The organism is Microbacterium meiriae (genome assembly GCF_040686935.1).
GTDB classification, from domain to species: domain Bacteria; phylum Actinomycetota; class Actinomycetes; order Actinomycetales; family Microbacteriaceae; genus Microbacterium; species Microbacterium meiriae.
This window is the reverse complement of record NZ_JBFBMF010000001.1, coordinates 539067-555842: the sequence shown is the minus strand read 5'-3', so window position 1 is coordinate 555842 and position 16776 is coordinate 539067. Positions and strand designations below refer to the sequence as shown.

At 69.2% G+C, this 16776-nt stretch carries 17 protein-coding genes; 9 read left to right on the top strand and 8 right to left on the bottom strand.

Annotated elements, in window-relative coordinates:
* Nucleotides 1–74: 74 nt before the first annotated feature.
* The 4 genes from AB0P08_RS02670 to AB0P08_RS02655 all read right to left on the bottom strand — a co-directional run bounded on the left by AB0P08_RS02670 (nucleotide 75) and on the right by AB0P08_RS02655 (nucleotide 3799).
* Nucleotides 75–875, bottom strand: a complete 801-nt coding sequence (locus tag AB0P08_RS02670) for an ABC transporter permease subunit (protein WP_363587969.1) — start codon at nucleotides 873–875, stop codon at nucleotides 75–77.
* Entirely contained in the window at nucleotides 868–1806 is a 939-nt protein-coding gene (locus AB0P08_RS02665) for an ABC transporter ATP-binding protein (RefSeq protein WP_363587967.1), read from the bottom strand. Before AB0P08_RS02665 ends, AB0P08_RS02670 begins: the two co-directional genes overlap by 8 nt.
* 48 nt (nucleotides 1807–1854) lie before the next feature.
* On the bottom strand, nucleotides 1855–2544 hold the full coding sequence (locus tag AB0P08_RS02660; RefSeq protein WP_259953495.1) for a TetR/AcrR family transcriptional regulator: 690 nt from the start codon (nucleotides 2542–2544) through the stop codon (nucleotides 1855–1857).
* Between the two features lie 100 nt (nucleotides 2545–2644).
* Nucleotides 2645–3799 carry an alanine/glycine:cation symporter family protein gene (locus AB0P08_RS02655; RefSeq protein WP_363587965.1) on the bottom strand — a complete coding sequence of 385 codons (1155 nt, stop codon included), beginning with the start codon at nucleotides 3797–3799 and terminating at the stop codon, nucleotides 2645–2647.
* A 347-nt stretch (nucleotides 3800–4146) separates the two neighbouring features.
* Between AB0P08_RS02655 and AB0P08_RS02650 the strand changes: the two genes are divergently transcribed.
* Complete coding sequence (locus AB0P08_RS02650; RefSeq protein ID WP_363587963.1) at nucleotides 4147–5193, top strand: NAD(P)-dependent alcohol dehydrogenase; 1047 nt, start codon at nucleotides 4147–4149, stop codon at nucleotides 5191–5193.
* A 61-nt stretch (nucleotides 5194–5254) separates the two neighbouring features.
* Here AB0P08_RS02650 and AB0P08_RS02645 read toward each other — a convergent pair whose 3' ends face one another.
* Complete coding sequence (locus tag AB0P08_RS02645; protein ID WP_363587961.1) at nucleotides 5255–5848, bottom strand: TetR/AcrR family transcriptional regulator; 594 nt, start codon at nucleotides 5846–5848, stop codon at nucleotides 5255–5257.
* Between the two features lie 99 nt (nucleotides 5849–5947).
* On the opposite strand from AB0P08_RS02645, the gene AB0P08_RS02640 reads away from it, so the two are divergent.
* From AB0P08_RS02640 to AB0P08_RS02630, 3 genes are all read left to right on the top strand, one after another.
* Nucleotides 5948–6337, top strand: a complete 390-nt coding sequence (locus tag AB0P08_RS02640) for a DUF1304 domain-containing protein (RefSeq protein WP_363587959.1) — start codon at nucleotides 5948–5950, stop codon at nucleotides 6335–6337.
* Nucleotides 6338–6377: 40 nt separating this feature from the next.
* Nucleotides 6378–7400: an NADP-dependent oxidoreductase gene (locus AB0P08_RS02635; RefSeq protein ID WP_363587957.1), complete on the top strand. Its 1023-nt coding sequence runs from the start codon at nucleotides 6378–6380 to the stop codon at nucleotides 7398–7400.
* 119 nt (nucleotides 7401–7519) lie between these two features.
* Entirely contained in the window at nucleotides 7520–8167 is a 648-nt protein-coding gene (locus AB0P08_RS02630) for a GntR family transcriptional regulator (RefSeq protein WP_187663272.1), read from the top strand.
* 59 nt (nucleotides 8168–8226) lie between these two features.
* Here the strand turns inward: AB0P08_RS02630 and aspS are convergent, their stop codons facing one another.
* The gene (aspS, locus tag AB0P08_RS02625) at nucleotides 8227–9528 is read right to left on the bottom strand and encodes an aspartate--tRNA(Asn) ligase (protein WP_363587955.1); all 1302 of its coding nucleotides are present in this window, start codon (nucleotides 9526–9528) and stop codon (nucleotides 8227–8229) included.
* Between the two features lie 357 nt (nucleotides 9529–9885).
* Here aspS and AB0P08_RS02620 point away from each other — a divergent pair, with 357 nt between their 5' ends.
* Together AB0P08_RS02620 and AB0P08_RS02615 are read left to right on the top strand one after the other, a co-directional pair.
* Entirely contained in the window at nucleotides 9886–10905 is a 1020-nt protein-coding gene (locus AB0P08_RS02620; RefSeq protein ID WP_363445372.1) for a TerC family protein, read from the top strand.
* A 94-nt stretch (nucleotides 10906–10999) separates the two neighbouring features.
* Complete coding sequence (locus AB0P08_RS02615; RefSeq protein ID WP_363587953.1) at nucleotides 11000–12292, top strand: hemolysin family protein; 1293 nt, start codon at nucleotides 11000–11002, stop codon at nucleotides 12290–12292.
* Nucleotides 12293–12316: 24 nt separating this feature from the next.
* Here AB0P08_RS02615 and AB0P08_RS02610 read toward each other — a convergent pair whose 3' ends face one another.
* Nucleotides 12317–13219, bottom strand: coding sequence for an arginase family protein (locus AB0P08_RS02610; RefSeq protein WP_363587951.1), 903 nt, complete (start codon nucleotides 13217–13219; stop codon nucleotides 12317–12319).
* 37 nt (nucleotides 13220–13256) lie between these two features.
* Nucleotides 13257–13799, bottom strand: coding sequence for a small multidrug efflux protein (locus AB0P08_RS02605; RefSeq protein WP_363587949.1), 543 nt, complete (start codon nucleotides 13797–13799; stop codon nucleotides 13257–13259).
* Between the two features lie 157 nt (nucleotides 13800–13956).
* Between AB0P08_RS02605 and AB0P08_RS02600 the strand changes: the two genes are divergently transcribed.
* The 3 genes from AB0P08_RS02600 (at nucleotide 13957) to erm (ending at nucleotide 16733) form a co-directional block, all read left to right on the top strand.
* A complete protein-coding gene (locus AB0P08_RS02600; protein WP_363587947.1) occupies nucleotides 13957–15150 on the top strand; it encodes a sensor histidine kinase in 1194 nt (397 codons plus the stop codon).
* Nucleotides 15147–15749, top strand: coding sequence for a response regulator transcription factor (locus AB0P08_RS02595; RefSeq protein WP_187663279.1), 603 nt, complete (start codon nucleotides 15147–15149; stop codon nucleotides 15747–15749). The genes AB0P08_RS02600 and AB0P08_RS02595 overlap by 4 nt, the downstream gene beginning before the upstream one ends.
* A 219-nt stretch (nucleotides 15750–15968) precedes the next feature.
* Entirely contained in the window at nucleotides 15969–16733 is a 765-nt protein-coding gene (gene erm / locus AB0P08_RS02590; protein ID WP_363587945.1) for a 23S ribosomal RNA methyltransferase Erm, read from the top strand.
* The last annotated feature ends 43 nt before the right edge of the window (nucleotides 16734–16776 follow it).

The following is a 16776-nucleotide window of genomic DNA, read 5'->3' as shown; positions in this document are numbered from 1 at the left end:
ATAACGACGAGGTAACGAATGCAACGGTTTGATCACAAATGGCAGACCCCCGCGACGATGGTCCGCGCATCGCCTCAGCCGATCACATCGCGGCGTCGCAGCGCCCAGGCGCTTCCGGCGACGAATGCGACGTTCACCGCCCAGAGCGCCACGGCGCCGCGGGGATCGAACCCCTCCGCGAGCGGAGCCTGGTGGAACGCCCAGGAGTACGGTGAGATCGCCCGGAGCCACTCGGCGTCCTCCACCTGGTTCGCGATCGCGTTGAAGGCGTACCCGGCGACGGCGATTCCCGCGCCCCCTGCGACAGCCCAGGAAGTGCGGCCGAAGAGAGCGCCCAGCAGGAGTGCGGCGCTCCCCGAGAGCATCGTGAGGCCGACGAAGACGACGGTGGTGTCGATGATGCGGATCGGATCGATGTCGAGCTGTGCCGAGTCGTTGAGCAGGGCGACGACAGCGCCCGCGAACACGCCCAGCCACGCGAGCCGGGCGAGGATGGCGAAGGCGGACGCGATCGCGTATCCGACCCGTCCCACACCGTGGGCCAGGTCGAGTTCGAGGCGCCCTGACGCCTCCGCGCCGGCGATGGCGCCCGCTCCCCAGGACGTGCCTGCGATGGTCAGGAGGAGGAAGCCGATGAGGCCGTAGAAGGTGCCCTGGGCGTAGCCCGCCCCGGTGCCGATCTGGTCGTAGCCGAGTGCTCCCACGAGCTCCGGGGGCAGGCTGTCGATGATCTGCTGCATCTGCCCGTTGCCGCCGATGCTCGGGAACAGCGGCAGGTACAGGAGCAGCACCGCCGCGACGCCGATGGTCCAGCCCACCGTTCCGCGCCAGCTTTCGCGGAGAGCGCGCCGGAAGATGGGAAGCGCGTCACGCATCGCCCTCACCTGCCTCGAGACGCGAGGAGTCACCGTAGAGCCGCAGGACCGATTCCTCCAGGTCTGGTTCCTCGATCGCGAGGTCGAGGACGTGGTGCTGCGCCAGCACCTTCACCAGCGGGTCGATGGCACCTTCGACGGTGGCATTCACCTGCACGATGTCCGTCTCGCCGCGGACGTCGAGCTCGGAGATCTGCGGCAGTGCACCGAGTTGCTCCCGGATCAGGGTCGCTGCCGTCGTATCGAGACCGACGCGTACGCGCCGGATCGCGCCGAGTCTGAGTGAGGCCACATCACCCTCCGCCACGACCCTCCCTCGACTGAGGACGGCGACGATGTCGGCCGTCTGCTGGATCTCACTCAGCACATGGGAGCTCAGCAGCACGGTCTGGCCGCGATCTCTGGCTTCGGTGACGAGGTGGAGGAACTCTCTCTGGACGAGCGGGTCGAGCCCGCTGGTCGGCTCGTCCAGCACGAGCAACGGCGGTTCGTGCATGAAGGCTTGGACGATCCCGAGCTTCTGCTTGTTGCCCTTCGAGAGCGCGCGCACCGGTCGACTCAGATCGAGGTCGAGTCGGTCCGCGAGGCGGTCGATCGTGCCGGGGTTCACCGGGCCGGACACCTCGGCGTAGAAGTCGAGCATGCGGCGTCCCGTCGTGCGGTCGTCGAGTCGGAGCTCGCCGGGGATGAAGCCGATGCGTCGTCGGAGGGCCGGGCCGCCGCGGCGCGGGTCTTCGCCCAGGACCCGGATAGAGCCCGACGTAGGGCGGATGATGTCGAGGATCATGCGCAGCGTGGTGGTCTTTCCGGCGCCGTTAGGGCCGATGAGCCCGAACACGGTGCCGGGATCGACGCGGAGATCGATGGAGTCGACCGCTGTGTGCCGACCATACTGTTTGCGAAGGTGAGTGAGTTCGATGGCAGGGGTCATGGCCCTGCTCCTTTCGGAGGGTGAAGGGGACCAGGTTCGGAGATCTCGTCAGCGGGGAGGATCCGGGTCCTGATTCGGGTCGTTCTCGCCCTTGTCCGAGGAGGGCCCGCTGCTTCTGGCGAGCGCTTCCTTCGCGGCGACGAGCAGATGGTCGTCGGCGTAGAGCCCGTGCGTGTAGAGCTCCAGCACGGGAATGGTCGACCGTTCCAGCAGCGATGTCGTCAGCGTGCTCTCTCCGAAGGCGCGCGCGAGGTGCCGCCGCAGGATGACGGGACCGAGACCGTAGAGGGTCATATACACCGCGGTGGCTTCCAGGTCGGACTGCTCGCGCATCGTGCCCGCGGCGATCTGTTCGCGCAGCATGTCTCTGGTGCTGGCGAGGAACATGTCGAAGAGATGGTCGGACGCGGCGGAGTCGTCGAGAAGCATCCGGGCGAGGTAGTCCAGTGCGACATTGCGACCCTCTAACGAGTCCAATGCCTCCCGCATCAGGCGCGCGGCGTCGGCACCCGTCATGCCGTCTCGCTCGGCGAGGAAAGTGCTCACGACGTGCGCGTCGCACACGTCGCGCAGTCCTTCCTTGCTTCCGAAGTGGTGCAGGATCAGCGCCGGGCTCACGCCCGCATCCTGCGCGATCTGCCGCAGACTCGTGCCGTCGAATCCGCGCTCGCTGAACCGGACGATCGCGGCGTCGCGAATGCGCGCCCTGGTGGTGAGGTCGTCGGCTCCTGAACGCATAGTCAGCATGCTAAACGAGCGTTCAGTCCGGGGCAAGAGTCAGGTCATCTCCGTTCCGTCGGTCTCGCAGACCGAGCGTCTGAGGTGGCGATGGATGTGGTCATCGCCGACGCGACGCGGGGAGATCGATCGGCCCCGTGACCGACAACTCGTCCTCCCAGACCTCGATCCCGCTGACCTCGGGAAGACGTGCTCTCGTGAAGACCGGGTCCAGCCCTTCTCGTCGTTGCTGGGTGTAGTCCTTCAACAGCTTGAAGGCGATTCCGGACAGCAGCGCGATCGCGACGAGGTTGACGAGGGCCATGAATCCCATCGCGCCGTCGGCGAAGTTCCACACGACATCGGCGGAGACGAGGGCCCCAGTGAACACTGCGGCGATCGCGAAGAGACGATAGCCGAGCAGGACTCCGGTGCGGGAGGTGATGAACTCCACGTTGGTCTGCCCGTAGTAGTAGTTGCCGAGGATCGAGCTGAACGCGAGCAGGAAGATGATGACGATCAGGAGGATGTTCGACCAGGTGCCCAGCGCGCTGACGACCGCGCCCTGCGTCAGCCCGATGCCGCGTTCGGCGCCGGCCAGGTCTGGAACCGAGACCAGGATGATGAACGCGGTGATCGAGCAGACGAGGAAGGTGTCGAAGTACACGCCCAGCGTCTGCACGAGACCTTGTTTGACCGGGTGTGTCACCGCCGCGCTCGCTCCTGCGTTGGGGGCCGACCCCAGTCCGGCTTCGTTGGAGAACATCCCCCTCTTGACGCCGGTGAGGATGATGTAGCCGAGCGCTGCGCCGACGACCTCGTTCGGGCCGAAGGCTTCGAGGAAGATCGTGGCGAAGACTCCGGGAAGGCGCTCGATGTGCATCGCGACGATCACCACGCCGAGAAGCAGATACAGCAGTGCCATGATCGGGACCAGCGTCTGGGTGACGGAGGCGATGCGGCGCACGCCCCCGAAGATGACGAGCCCCATGAGCAGTGCGAGTGCGCCGCCGGTGACCCACGGCAGCCAGGCAGCAGACTCTCCGCCGAGGCTGCCCGCGATCGTCGCCTGGATGGTGTTCGCCTGCAACGAGCTGAAAGCGATGGGGAAGCAGATGATGAGGATGACGGCGAAAAGCACGCCCATCCATCGCGCTCCGAGTCCGCGTTGCATGTAGTAGGCGGGGCCGCCGATGAACCCGTCCCTATCGCGCCTCTTATACAGCTGTGCCAGCGAGGACTCGATGAACGCGGACGCTCCACCGATGAATGCCATCAGCCACATCCAGAAGACCGCGCCGGGACCGCCGATCGCGATCGCGGTTCGTGAAGTAGAGCCCGAGGAGGACGACGATCGGAAGGACGATCCATGTCCACAGGTTGTCGCCCCAGGTCAGCAGCCACTCGTTAACAGCATCCATCCGCACAGTATGGCGACGTCGACGCCGGCTCACCAGGCTGAGAAGAATCCAGGAGCTGAGAAGCTGCCGGGGCCGCCGGTGTCTGCCCGCCCGGCGGAAGACGAGGAAGGCCCCGATCGGGCGGATACTGGAAGGGACGGTATCGAGAGCCCCCGCCTCCGCACCGCGCGGCAGACCTCTCGACGCCAGGAAGAAGATGCTCATGAAAGCTCTCCGCTACGTCGAGATCGGCAAGCCCCCGGTGGTGGTCGACATCCCGATTCCGAAGCCCGGCCCCGGCCAGGTCCTGCTCAAGATCACCGCGGGTGGTGTCTGCCACTCCGACGACTACGTCATGGGGCTCCCCGAGAAGGACTACCACGAGCAGGGTTACCCGCTGCCGCTGACGCTCGGGCACGAAGGCGCCGGCATCGTGCACGAGATCGGCGAGGGCGTCGACTCGACGCTCAAGGTCGGGGATGCCGTGGCCGTCTATGGTCCGTGGGGTTGTGGTCGCTGCCACAACTGCTCGATGGGCAAGGAGAACTACTGCACGAACGCCGCCGCCGAGGGCATCCGGCCTCCGGGGCTGGGCAGCCAGGGCTCGATGGCCGAGTACATGATCGTCGACGACGCGCGCCACCTCGTGCCGCTCGGCGACCTCGACCCCGTGCAGAACGTCTCGCTGACCGACGCGGGCCTCACCCCGTACCACGCGATCAAGAACTCGCTTCCGAAGCTCGGCGCCGGCACGTTCGCCGTCGTGATCGGCACCGGCGGTCTCGGCCACGTCGGCATCCAGATCCTCAAGGCCATCTCGGGGGCCACGGTCATCGCCCTCGACGTGAACGACGAGAAGCTGAAGCTCGCCACCGAGGTGGGCGCCGATCACGTGCTGATCAGCGATGCATCGGCCGCCGAGAAGATCCGCGAGCTCACCGGCGGTCTCGGCGCGAACGCGGTGTTCGACTTCGTGGGCGCGAACCCGACGATCGCCCTGGCCCAGAGCGTGGCCGCGCTCGAAGCCGACATCACCATCGTGGGCATCGGCGGGGGCAGCATGACGCTCGGGTTCGGCTCGATCGCCTACGACGCCGCCGTGCGCATTCCCTACTGGGGCTCACGCGCCGAACTGATCGAGGTGCTGGACCTCGCCCACGCCGGGAAGATCCACGTCCAGACCGAGAGCTACACGCTCGACGACGGCCCGAAGGCGTACGAGGACCTCGCGTCGAACAGCATCCGCGGACGCGCCGTCATCGTCCCCTGACGCCGGCCTCGAACGCCTGGGAGGGATCGCCCTCCCAGGCGTTCTCCGTTTCCGTGCGGCCTCAGGCGCGGTGTCGCCGGTCGGCGAGGAGGGCGAGCGCCGCATCGATCGCGCTCGCCGCGGCGTCGGGGGCCACGCGGACGAGGGCGAATGCGGAGACCACCAGACCCGTAGAGGCGTCCGCCAGGGTCGCGACTTGCGTTCCCGCGAGCTCGGGGAGGGCGGCCTGGACGCCGCGCGCGAACGCCGCACGGAGCTCCGCGCGATAGGAGGCGACGACCCGGGCGACCGCGTCGTCGGTGCCGATGGGGGCGGCGGCGGTGTTGACCAGCAGGCAGCCGCTCGTCGCCGGGAGGCTGCCGGCTGTCAGCAGTGCCGTACGCAGTCCGCCGAGGTAGGTCTCCAGAGCCTCCGGCGCCACGGTCTCACCCGTCAACGGGGCGAGGCGCGGGCGGATCACCTCGTCCAGATAGCTCTCGACGGCGGCGTCGAAGAGTCCGCGCTTGGAACCGAAGGCGTGATAGATGCTGGATCGACTGAGGCCGGTCGCGCGCTCGAGCTCCGGCAAGGGAGCGCTCTCGAAGCCGCGCTCCCAGAACACGCCGCGTGCCGCGCGGACCGCTTCCGCGGTGTCGAAGGTCTGTGTGCGCCCCATTCGCCGTGCTCCTGCCCCTTTTGTGAATCGCTCGATCCAGTATATATTGGAACGACCGATACAGAATGCGCGGCCTCGCCGCGTCGAAGGGGGACTGTCATGGTCATCGCCGGACTCGTGCTCGCAGGCATCGCGGCACTCGTGCACGTCTACATCTTCTGGCTCGAGTCCTTCGCCTGGACGAGCGCGCGCGCTCGCCGCACGTTCGGCACGGGCACGGCGGAGGAGGCCGCGCGACAGAAGGAGCTCGCGTTCAACCAGGGCTTCTACAACCTGTTCCTCGCGGTCGCCGTCCTCCTCGGCATCGTCCTCTTCGCCACGGGAGCGACGGCCGTCGGCGCGACTCTCGTCTTCATCGGCGCCGGATCGATGGTCGCCGCGAGCCTCGTGCTGCTGCTGTCGAGCCCCGATAAGGCGTCCGCCGCCCTGAAGCAGGGCGTCATCCCGGCGCTCGGCGTCATCGCGCTCGCCATCGGCCTCCTCGTCTGAGTCCGGCCGCAGCACCCCCAGATCCTCACGAAGGAGAGAAATGTCCCACGCCATCAGCACCCAGATCCAGCTCGCCCGCCGCCCCGAGGGGTGGCCGACCCACGACGACTTCCGCACCGTCGAGGTGGAGCTGAGCGATCCGGCGCCGGGGGAGGTGCGCGTGGCGAACGAGTTCGTCTCCGTCGACCCCTATATGCGCGGGCGGATGAACGACGTCCGCAGCTACGTCGCTCCCTACGCCCTCGACGAAGTCATCGCGGGTGGCGCCATCGGCCGGGTCGTCGCCTCTGCGGCGAACGACCTCCCCGTCGGCACCGTTGTGCTGCATCAGCACGGCTGGAGCGATGTCGTGCAGGCGGACGCGTCGACCTTCCGGGCCGTGCCCGAGGTGCCCGGCATGCCGCTGTCGCTGCGCCTGCACATCCTCGGCATGACCGGCCTCACCGCGTACGTCGGGCTCACCGCGATCGCCGGACTCGCCCCGGGCGACACCGTCTTCGTCTCCGGCGCCGCCGGTGCGGTCGGCACGGCTGTCGGTCAGATCGCCAAGCTCCTCGGCGCCGGCCGTGTCATCGGCTCGGCGGGATCGGCCGAGAAGGTCGCCCTGCTGACCGAGAAGTACGGCTACGACGCGGCGTTCAACTACAAGGACGGCCCGGTGCGCAAGCAGCTCGCCGGGCTCGCGCCCGAGGGCGTGGACGTGTTCTTCGACAACGTCGGCGGCGACCACCTCGAAGCCGCGCTCGACGTGATGAACGACGGCGGTCGGATCGCGCTGTGCGGCGCCATCACGAGCTACAACACCACCGAGCCGGTGCCCGGCCCCGACAACATGGCGAACATCATCACGCGCGGTCTCCGTCTCCAGGGATTCACCCTCGCGAACTACCTGCACCTCTCGCCGGAGTTCAGCGAGAAGATGACCCGCTGGTTCGCGGAGGGCCGCATCGCCTACGACGAGACCATCGTCGACGGCATCGAGAACACGGTCGACGCGTTCCTCGACATGATGCGCGGAGCCAACACGGGGAAGATGCTCGTGCGGGTCGCACCCTCCGCCTGACGTCGGAGCGGGCCGCCCGCGCATTTGAGATATATTGCTTGAGACGTAGAACTTCACTCTCCATGACCCCCACTGGAGGCAGTGTGACACTCTCTGGCGGCCCCCTCGAACGCCGGTCGATGAGCGACGAGGCTTTCGTGCGCCTGCAGGATGCGATCATCAGCGGCGAACTCCAGCCCGGCGAGCGCCTGCGCGATTACGAGCTCGCCGAACGCCTCGGCACCTCGAAGACGCCGATCCGTCATGCCCTCGACCGCCTGGCCGACAACGGCCTCGTCGAGATGCAGCGGAACCGGTACACCCGCGTGGCCCCGATCGATCTGGAGCGCGTGCGGAACGCGGTCGACCTGTTCGGCGACATCTGGATCGGCTCGGTCCGTCACGTCATGCCGGTCATCCAGGACGACGATGTGGCCTACCTCGTCGAGCTGGCCGACGACATGGCGGCGTCGGTGCAGGAGCGGGACATCATCGCGTTCGGGGCGGCGCTCCGCAGCGCGGCGACGGGCTTCGCCCGGATCGAGGGCAACGCCACGCGCGCCAACTCCATCGAGCGCCTCGGGCCGCAGATCCGTCGCTTCACCCAGCATGCGAAGGACGCCGTGGACTGGTCCGCCGTCGAGGAGTTCGTCGGCGCGATCCGCGAGGCGACGTCCGAACGGGACGCGGTCAAGACCCGGGCCGTGCTGGTGAGCTTCTTCGACGAGACGCTCCCCGCGATCATCGATCGGGCCGAGCAATCGGGGCTGGCCGAGATCACGGAGTGATCCGCCGCTGACGACCGAGGGCGACCGCACACCGCGGTCGCCCTCGTCGCGTCCCGGGGCTACGGCGTGAGGCGATGGACGTCGCGCGGGAACAACGTCACCTCACGCACGTTGGTCGCCTCGACCAGTCGGCCGACCCAGCGCTCCAGTCCGATCGCGAAGCCGCCGTGCGGAGGCATCCCGTGCGCGAACGCCTCCAGGTAGCCGGCGTACGCCGAGGGCGACTCGCCCCGAGCTTCGATCGCCGCGATGACCTCGCTGTGCCGATGCAGCCGCTGTCCGCCGGTCACGAGCTCCAGACCGCGGAACAGGAGGTCGAAGCTGTTGCTCCCCTCCGTGTCGTCGGGCTGCGGATGCGTGTAGAACGGGCGCTTGCGCATCGGGTATCCCTCGACGGCCAGCACGTCGCTGCCGAACTCCTCCTTCGCCCACGCCCCGAGCGCCCGCTCGTGTGCGGGGGAGAGGTCGGGCTCGTCGGCCGGAGCACCGACCCGGCGCAGCGCATCCCGGAAGTGCACGACGGGGATGTCCTCGGGGATGACGGGGAGCGTAACGTCGAGCAGCGCGAGCTCCTCCGCGGCGTCGGTACGGATGCCGTCGAGCATGCCGCGCAGCACGTGGCCGAGGAGGCGCAGGACGTCGCGGTGGTCGCGGATGAACCCGAACTCGACGTCCAGCGACACGTACTCCGAGAGGTGCCGCACGGTGTCGTGCGGCTCGGCGCGGAAGACGGGACCCACCTCATAGACGCGCTCGAACACCCCCACCAGCTGCTGCTTGTAGAACTGCGGACTCTGCGCGAGATATCCGGTCCTGCCGAAGTAGTCGACCGGGAACACGTTCGCTCCCGACTCCGTCACGGTGTCGACGATCTTCGGGGTCTGCACCTCGGTGAAGTCCGCGGCGTCGAGCACCCGGCGGAACGCGCGCACGCTCGCCGCGGCGATCTGCCAGGTCGCGCGGCGTGCCGGATGGCGCCAGGTCACCGCGGCGTGGTCGAGCAGCGTCGGCAGGCTCGTTTCGAGTGTCGGACGCCACAGTTCCACGACCGGCGGTGCGGCCGGCTCCGACAGGCTCTCGATCTGCGGGTCGACGATCTCGATGCCGCCGGGGGCCTGCGGGTTCGCGGCGACGGTCCCCGTCACGCGGACGACCGTCTCCTCCGGAGGGAGGCCGCCGGCCGGAGCTTGCGCGGGGCGGACGACGACCTGTGCGAGTCCGGAACGGTCGCGGATGATCAGGAACGCGACGGTGGCGAGCTCCCTCCGGCGGTGGACATGGCCGAGCAGCGTGACGCGGCGGTCGGGGGCGGCCTCGGCGAGCTCCGCGGCGAGCGTGCGGGCGGGGTCGGGTGATCTCATTTCTCCTCCAGGTTGTGGGAGCCCTGGAGGTGTGGGCGGGGGCCAGATCGCGGTGCCACCACACCTTCGCCGGTGAGAAGCCGGCCTCTCGTCGGTACGCCGGACGCGCGGGGACCGCCTGCCCGGAGGCCGGAGGTCGTCACGCTCCGGCGGTCGCCGCGTCCAGTCTAGGGGCGCTCTCGGCAGATCCACAGAATCCCGCGGGCACCGTCTCGTACCCTGGATTATCCAAGGGGAGTACTCCGACACGGTCGGGTCGTCATTACGGATGCGTCTGCATCCCGGCCCACCGGTCCCGCTCGGCGGGATGGGGAAGACTTTGGCGCTGTTCCGTCACGCCCGAGTCTGGAGTACCCGTTGGAAATCACCCCCTTGATCTGGGTCATCACGATCGCGGTCACCATCGCGTTCTTCGTGTACGAGTTCTTCGCGCACGTCCGCAAGCCGCACGAGCCGAGCATCGGCGAGTCCGCACGCTGGTCGATCTTCTACATCAGCCTCGCGCTGCTCTTCGGCGTGGGCATCGGCATGGTGTCCGGCTGGACGTACGGCGGCGAGTACTTCGCCGGCTACCTCACCGAGAAGGCGCTGTCGATCGACAACCTCTTCGTGTTCCTCATCGTGATGACGGGCTTCGCGGTGCCGAAGATCTATCAGCAGAAGGTGCTGATGATCGGCATCGTGATCGCGCTGATCCTCCGCGGCATCTTCATCGCGGTCGGCGCCACCCTCATCGAGAACTTCTCCTGGATCTTCTACGTCTTCGGCGCGCTGCTGCTCTTCCTCGCGTACCGCCAGGCCTTCAGCAGCCACGAGAGCAACCCTGCGAACGGTCGCTTCATGACCTTCGTCCGCCGCCACCTCCCCGTCAGCGAGGAGTACAACGGCGACAAGCTCACGGTCGTCCAGAAGGGCAAGCGCTACGTCACGCCGATGCTGCTGACGATCATCGCGATCGGTTTCATCGACCTCGTCTTCGCCGTCGACTCGATCCCCGCCATCTACGGCCTCACGGACGAGGCGTACATCGTGTTCACCGCGAACGCGTTCGCTCTGATGGGTCTGCGTCAGCTGTACTTCCTCATCGGCGGCCTGCTCGAGCGCCTGGTCTACCTGGCTCAGGGCCTCGCCGTCATCCTCGCGTTCATCGGTGTGAAGCTCGTGCTGCATGCCCTGCACGTCAACGAGGTTCCGTTCATCAACGGCGGCGAGCCGATGCTGTGGGCGCCCGAGATCCCGATCTGGTTCTCGCTGCTGTTCATCGCCGCGACCATCTCGGTCGCCACCGTCGCGAGCCTGATGAAGACGCGCCGGCACCACAACACCCTCTCTTCCCCGACCGATTCCACCCCCACCATCGACAAGGAGCACTCTTGAGAGCGCAGCGCTGTTCTGACTCTTCGGACTCTGACAGTACGAGCACCCGGTTCATCCCGGGTGCTCACCCCGCCACCGAGGAGGTCGCCCGCTAATGGGCGATCTGCTCTGGAACATCGCCCTCGTCCTGCTCTTCGTGCTGATCGGTGGTGTCTTCGCTGCGACGGAGATGGCGCTGGTCACGCTCCGTGAGAGCCAGCTCAACGCGATCGCCGCTCGTGGCCGTCGCGGGGCGAAGGTCGCCGCTTTGGCCCGCAACCCCAACACCTTCCTCTCGGCGGTGCAGATCGGCGTGACCGTGGCGGGCTTCGCGTCCGCCGCCTATGGGGCGACCTCGATCGCGCCGTCCGTCGCGCCGCTGCTGGAAGGCTGGGGCGTCGCACCTCCGCTCGCGATGACCCTAGCGACCATCGTGCTCACGCTGATCATCGCCTACCTGTCGCTCGTGCTCGGCGAGCTCGTGCCGAAGCGGCTCGCGATCCAGCGCAACGCGCAGTTCGCGTATGCGGTGGCGCCGGCACTGAACGGCTTCGCGACCGTCATGCGTCCGGTGATCTGGCTGCTGTCCGTCTCGACGAACGCGCTCGTCCGCGTGCTCGGCGGCGATCCGCACAAGACGAACGACGAGCTCACCGACGAGGAGGTGCGCGACATCGTGGCGACCCACCAGGGCCTGCCCGACGACGAGCGCCGCATCCTCGACGACGTGCTCTCCTTGCGCGGACGTCAGGTGAGCGAGGTCATGCGCCCGCGTCCCGAGGTCGTGGCGCTCGACGAAGCGGCGACCGTGGGGGCGGCGATGGAGCAGGTCCGCGAGCTGCCCTTCTCCCGGTACCCCGTGTCCCAGACGTCGATCGACGACATCACCGGCTTCGTGCACGTGCGCGACCTCTTCGAGGCTGCGGCCGACGATCCGGAGCGTCCGCTGCAGGGGCTCGTCCGCGACATCCCCTACATCCCGTCCACCGCGCGGGTGTTGCCCACCCTCACCCGGATGCGGGCGGAGGGACACCACATCGCGGTCGTCGTGGACGAGTACGGCGGCACCGATGGTCTCGTCACGCTGGAGGACCTCGTGGAGGAGGTCGTCGGCGAGATCTTCGACGAGTATGACGCCGAGGTCTTCATCTCCGCTGACGACGGCTTGGACGGGCGCCTCAACCTGCAGGACTTCGAGGAGGCGACGGGGCTCGCGATGCCCCGGGGGTCTTCCGACACGATCGCGGGATTCGTCACCGAGCAGCTCGGCCGGCTCGCCGTGGTCGGCGACACCGTCGAGGTGCCGGGCGCGACCATCCAGGTGGCCGAGGTCGATCGGCGGCGCATCGCGCGGGTGCGCGTCTCGATGCACACCGATCCGGGTGCCGAGCGGGGCACCGAGGACTGACGGGCAGCAGGGTGGCGGGGCGCGTCAGTCGCGCGCTCCGCTGCCCAGCTCGCGCAGTCCGTCGCCGAGGACCTCGGTCAGGAGCTGGGCGTAGCGGCCGTCCGGATCGAGGTCCGGGTCGAACACGGTGATGCTCGCCCCGATCGCCTGCGGGGCGAGGGCGCGCAAAAGGGCGGTGAGCTCCGCGGCATCGAGGCCGCCCGGATCCGGGCTGTCGACGGCGGGCATCACCGACGGGTCGAGCACGTCGACGTCGAGCTGCAACCAGTAGCGCCCGCCGGCGGACGCGGCGGTCTCAGCCGCGACCGCGTCGGCTCCTCGTGCCAGGACGTCGGCCGCCGGCGTGACGCGCGCGAGGAGGCCGCGGACCTCCTCCTGCTCCTCGTCATCATCACGGTGCCCGATGTGGGCCGTGCCAGCGGGGGAGAAGTACGGCGCGAGCCCCTCGATGTCGGCGATGGCCGGCCAGTGCGCGCCGACGGCGGCCGCGAGCGCTTCGCCCGCCACGCTCGCGCACTCGTCGCTGTTGCCCGGGTGGCGGAAGTCGGTGTGTCCGTCGATGTGCACCAGGCCGGCCCCGCCGCGGCGCTTCACCGCGATCCCGGCGGCGACGAGGATGCCGCAGTCGCCGCCGATCACGAGCGGGGCGCGGCCCTCATCGAGGGCCTCGCCGATACGTGACGCCAGGCGGAGGGAGTGGTCGACGAAAGCGGCCTCGTTGCGCACCCGGTCGGCGGGCCGGGTCGCGTCGTCGTCCACGTAGCGCCCGGCCAGCACGATGCCGCCGTCAGTCGCTCCCCGGTCGGTGAAGCGCCGGAACAGCCCCGCTTCGCGGAACGCTTCCGGCGCCTTCGCGGAGCCGGGCACGCTGCCGGGCTCCGGTGGGCGCAGGCCGAGGTTGCTGGGGGCCGACAGCAGTGTGATCATGCGCTCATCCTGCACCGGGCGTCCGACATCTCGACGCTCAGCGGATGGCGTAGACGGCGCTCCCCACGATCACCGCGATGACGGTCGTCCAGCCGATGATCGCGACGGCCTGCCACACGAGGATGCGCCCCTTGCCGATGCCGGACGCGGCGAGCATGGTGGCGGTGAAGTGCGTCGGCAGCAGCAGCGGTCCCAGCAGGCTCACCCCGGGGACGCCGTAGCGCTCGAACGCGCGCTGGAACTTCTCGCGGCGGGCGGACCCGCGTCCGGTCTCCGCCGGGACGCCATCGGCCTCCAGGCTCGTCCCGCCGCCCACCGTCACCGGCTGCTTCGCCCGCGAGCGATCCACGATGGCCCGGCGGGCGCCCGCGCTGGCGAGCACCAGGATCGCGACGCAGAGGAAGTTGCCGACCATCGCGGCGATGGCCGCGATCACGGGCGGGATGCCGCCGAGGATGCCGATGCTCGCGGCACCCTCGCCTTCGACGAACGGCACCGCTCCGGCGAGGGCGACGATGAGGGGCTGGACGAGGTCGGGGACCTGGGCGACGAGGTTCTGGAAGGTCTCGATGAGGTTCATGGGGGAAGCTCCGGGTGTCGGCGCAGACGGTCTCTCCGTCGCGATGACCCCAGTCCAGTCGATGGCGGCCCGAGGCGGCAGTGCCGCCGCGTCATCGCTCTCCGTGCGGTTCGCACCCGGATCCCGTGACATGTGTCACGCATCTATCGTGGGGAGCGTGAGCAGTCCTTCCCCCGCTTTCTCCGATCCCGGTCCCGGTGCCCGCCAGCTCGCGCGGGGCATCACCGCCACCTGGTGGTACACGGTCGGCGGGGTGGTCTTCATCGAGCTCATGCTGGTGGCGGCCTGGCTCGGCATCGCCGTGGCGCTGGATCGCTCGGGCGTCGCGCTGCTCGTCGTGGGAGTCGGGGGCGTGCTCTGGGCGGCGTCGACCGTCCTGCTGCTGGTCGACTACCGCCATCGCGTCGAATCCGGTCCCGGGGTGGGCTGGGTTCGCCTGGCCGTGCCGACCCTCGTCGCCCTGATCTACGGCGGCGCGGCGGGGGCTCTCGTCGGCAGTTGGCAGCTCGCCGCAATGCCGGTGGTGCAGGTCTTCGTGCTGGTGAGCTGGCCCCGCGGGATCCGGGTGCGGGTGGCCGTGGCGGCGACGGTCGTGCTCGTCGCTCTCGCGCTGCTCGACTCGACCACGACCTTCGGCTCCGGCGTCCCGGTGTGGGTGCCGGTGCTCTACGGAGTCATGCTCCCCGGGATGACCGTGAGCTCGCTGTGGTGGTGGGACGTGCTCATGGCCCTCGATCGGGCGCGGGCCTCGGAGGCGCGACTGGCGGCGACGCAGGAGCGCCTGCGCGTGGCGACCGACGTGCACGACCTCCAGGGGCATCATCTCCAGGTGATCGCCCTGCAGCTCGAACTGGCCGAGCGCCTCCTCCCGACCGATCCGCAGGCGGGGATGGAGCAGCTCCGCGCGGCCCGGGCGAGTGTGGACGACGCGCGGCAGGGCACCAGAGACCTCGCCACGCGGTTCCGCTCGGTACCGCTCGGCGATGAGCTGGCGAACGCCAGGGACCTGCTCACGGCCGCTGGGCTCATCGTGGATGCGCGGATCCACCCGGATGCGGACGCGGCGCCCGCGGCCGACCTCGGCCCCGTGATCCGGGAGACGACCACGAACGTCCTGCGGCACGGACGCGGTGGTCACGCGCGCCTGATCCTCGAACGGACGAGGGATGCCTGGCGGTACGAGGTCGCCAACGACGCGGACCCCGCGTCCGAGGACGGGGCGGGCGGCTCCGGGCTCGACGGTGTCCGCCGGCGAATCGGCGAGGCGGGCGGCACGTACGAGCAGCGGAGGGACGCCGACGAGTTCGTCGTGACGGTCACCGTGCCAGCGCAGGCGGAGATCGTCCGATGATCCGGGTGCTGCTCGCCGACGACGAGGGGATGATCCGCTCCGCGCTCGCCGCTCTGCTGCGCCTCGAGGATGACATCGACGTCGTCGCGGAGTGCGCGGACGGCGAGGAGGCCGTCGCCGCCGCCACCCGGCTCGAACCTGACGTGTGCCTGCTCGATCTGGAGATGCCGGGGCTCGACGGCGTGCAGGTCGCCGAGAGACTCAACCGCACGATCCCCACCCGCTGCATCGTCGTCACCCGGCACGCGCGTCCAGGGGTGCTCCGGCGGGCGCTCGCCTCCGGCGTCTCGGGTTTCGTGCCCAAGTCGCGGGGCGCGGACGAGCTCGCCGCGATCATCCGCCGCGTCGCGGCCGGCGCCCGGTACGTGGATCCGGAGATCGCCGCGGATGCGCTGAGCGACGAGCGCTCGCCGCTCACGGACCGCGAACTGGACGTGCTCCGCGCCGGGCGCCGAGGGGAGACCACGGGACAGATCGCGCGGGCGCTGGCGCTGGCGCCGGGGACGGTGCGCAACCACATCTCCGTCATCCTCGGGAAGCTCTCGGTGAGCACCCGCCAGCAGGCCGTGCTCGTCGCCGAGGAGCGCGGCTGGATCTGACCGCTATGCTGACGGACATGGGAACAATATGCGCTGCGCCCGTGATGGGGCGCACCCTCGTGTTCCGCGACCGCCGCTCCTGACGGCGCGCTCGCTTTCCGCACAGCTCTGCGCGCCGTCCACCGAGATGTCATCGCACCTCGGGACGGGCGAATCACCGACGTCTCCCGCGTCCTCCCCTCCTTCGAGGTGCTCCGATACTTCCTCTGGAGCGCACTCATGCCTCGATCCGTCCATGGCGGCCGTCACGAACTCGGCCAGAACTTCCTCACCCACCGTCCGACGCTGGCTCGCATCACGACCCTCGTCGCGCGGACGTCCGGCCCCATCCTGGAACTCGGATGCGGGGACGGCGCGCTCACGCGCTCCCTCGCCCGACTGAACCGACCCCTCACGGCCATCGATATCGACGAGCACCGTGTGCAGCAGTTGCGTCGGACGCTGCCAGGCGTGCGCGTCGAGGTCGCCGACGCCACCCGCCATCCGCTGGACGCGGAGGTCGTCGTCGGCAACATCCCCTTTCACGTGACCACCCCGATCCTGCGACGGCTGCTGTCGAGCGGGCAGTGGAGGCAGGCCGTGCTGCTCACACAGTGGGAGGTGGCACGCAAACGCGCCGGCGTGGGCGGCAGCACGATGATGACGGCGCAGTCGGCGCCGTGGTTCACCTTCTCCTTGGAGGGTCGCGTACCGGCGTGGGGTTTCTCACCGCAGCCGAGCGTGGACGGGGGAGTGCTCTCGGTCGCGCGGCGCGGTTCGCCACTGGTTCCGGTGTCCGAGCGGAGGCCGTATGAGGCCTTCGTGCGGGCGGTGTTCACCGGCCGGGGGTCCTCTCTCACTGCGGTGGTGGCGTCCGCCGCCCAGATCCCGAGCTCCCGCGCACGACGTGCCGTGGCGGACGCCGGGGCCGACGGCCGGCGCCTTGCTCGCGATCTGCGCCCCGAGCACTGGGCCGCGCTCTGGCAGCACGTCTCGCGACCATGAGCGCGCACTCCTGTCATCCCGTCAACTCGATGCGGAACGGCCT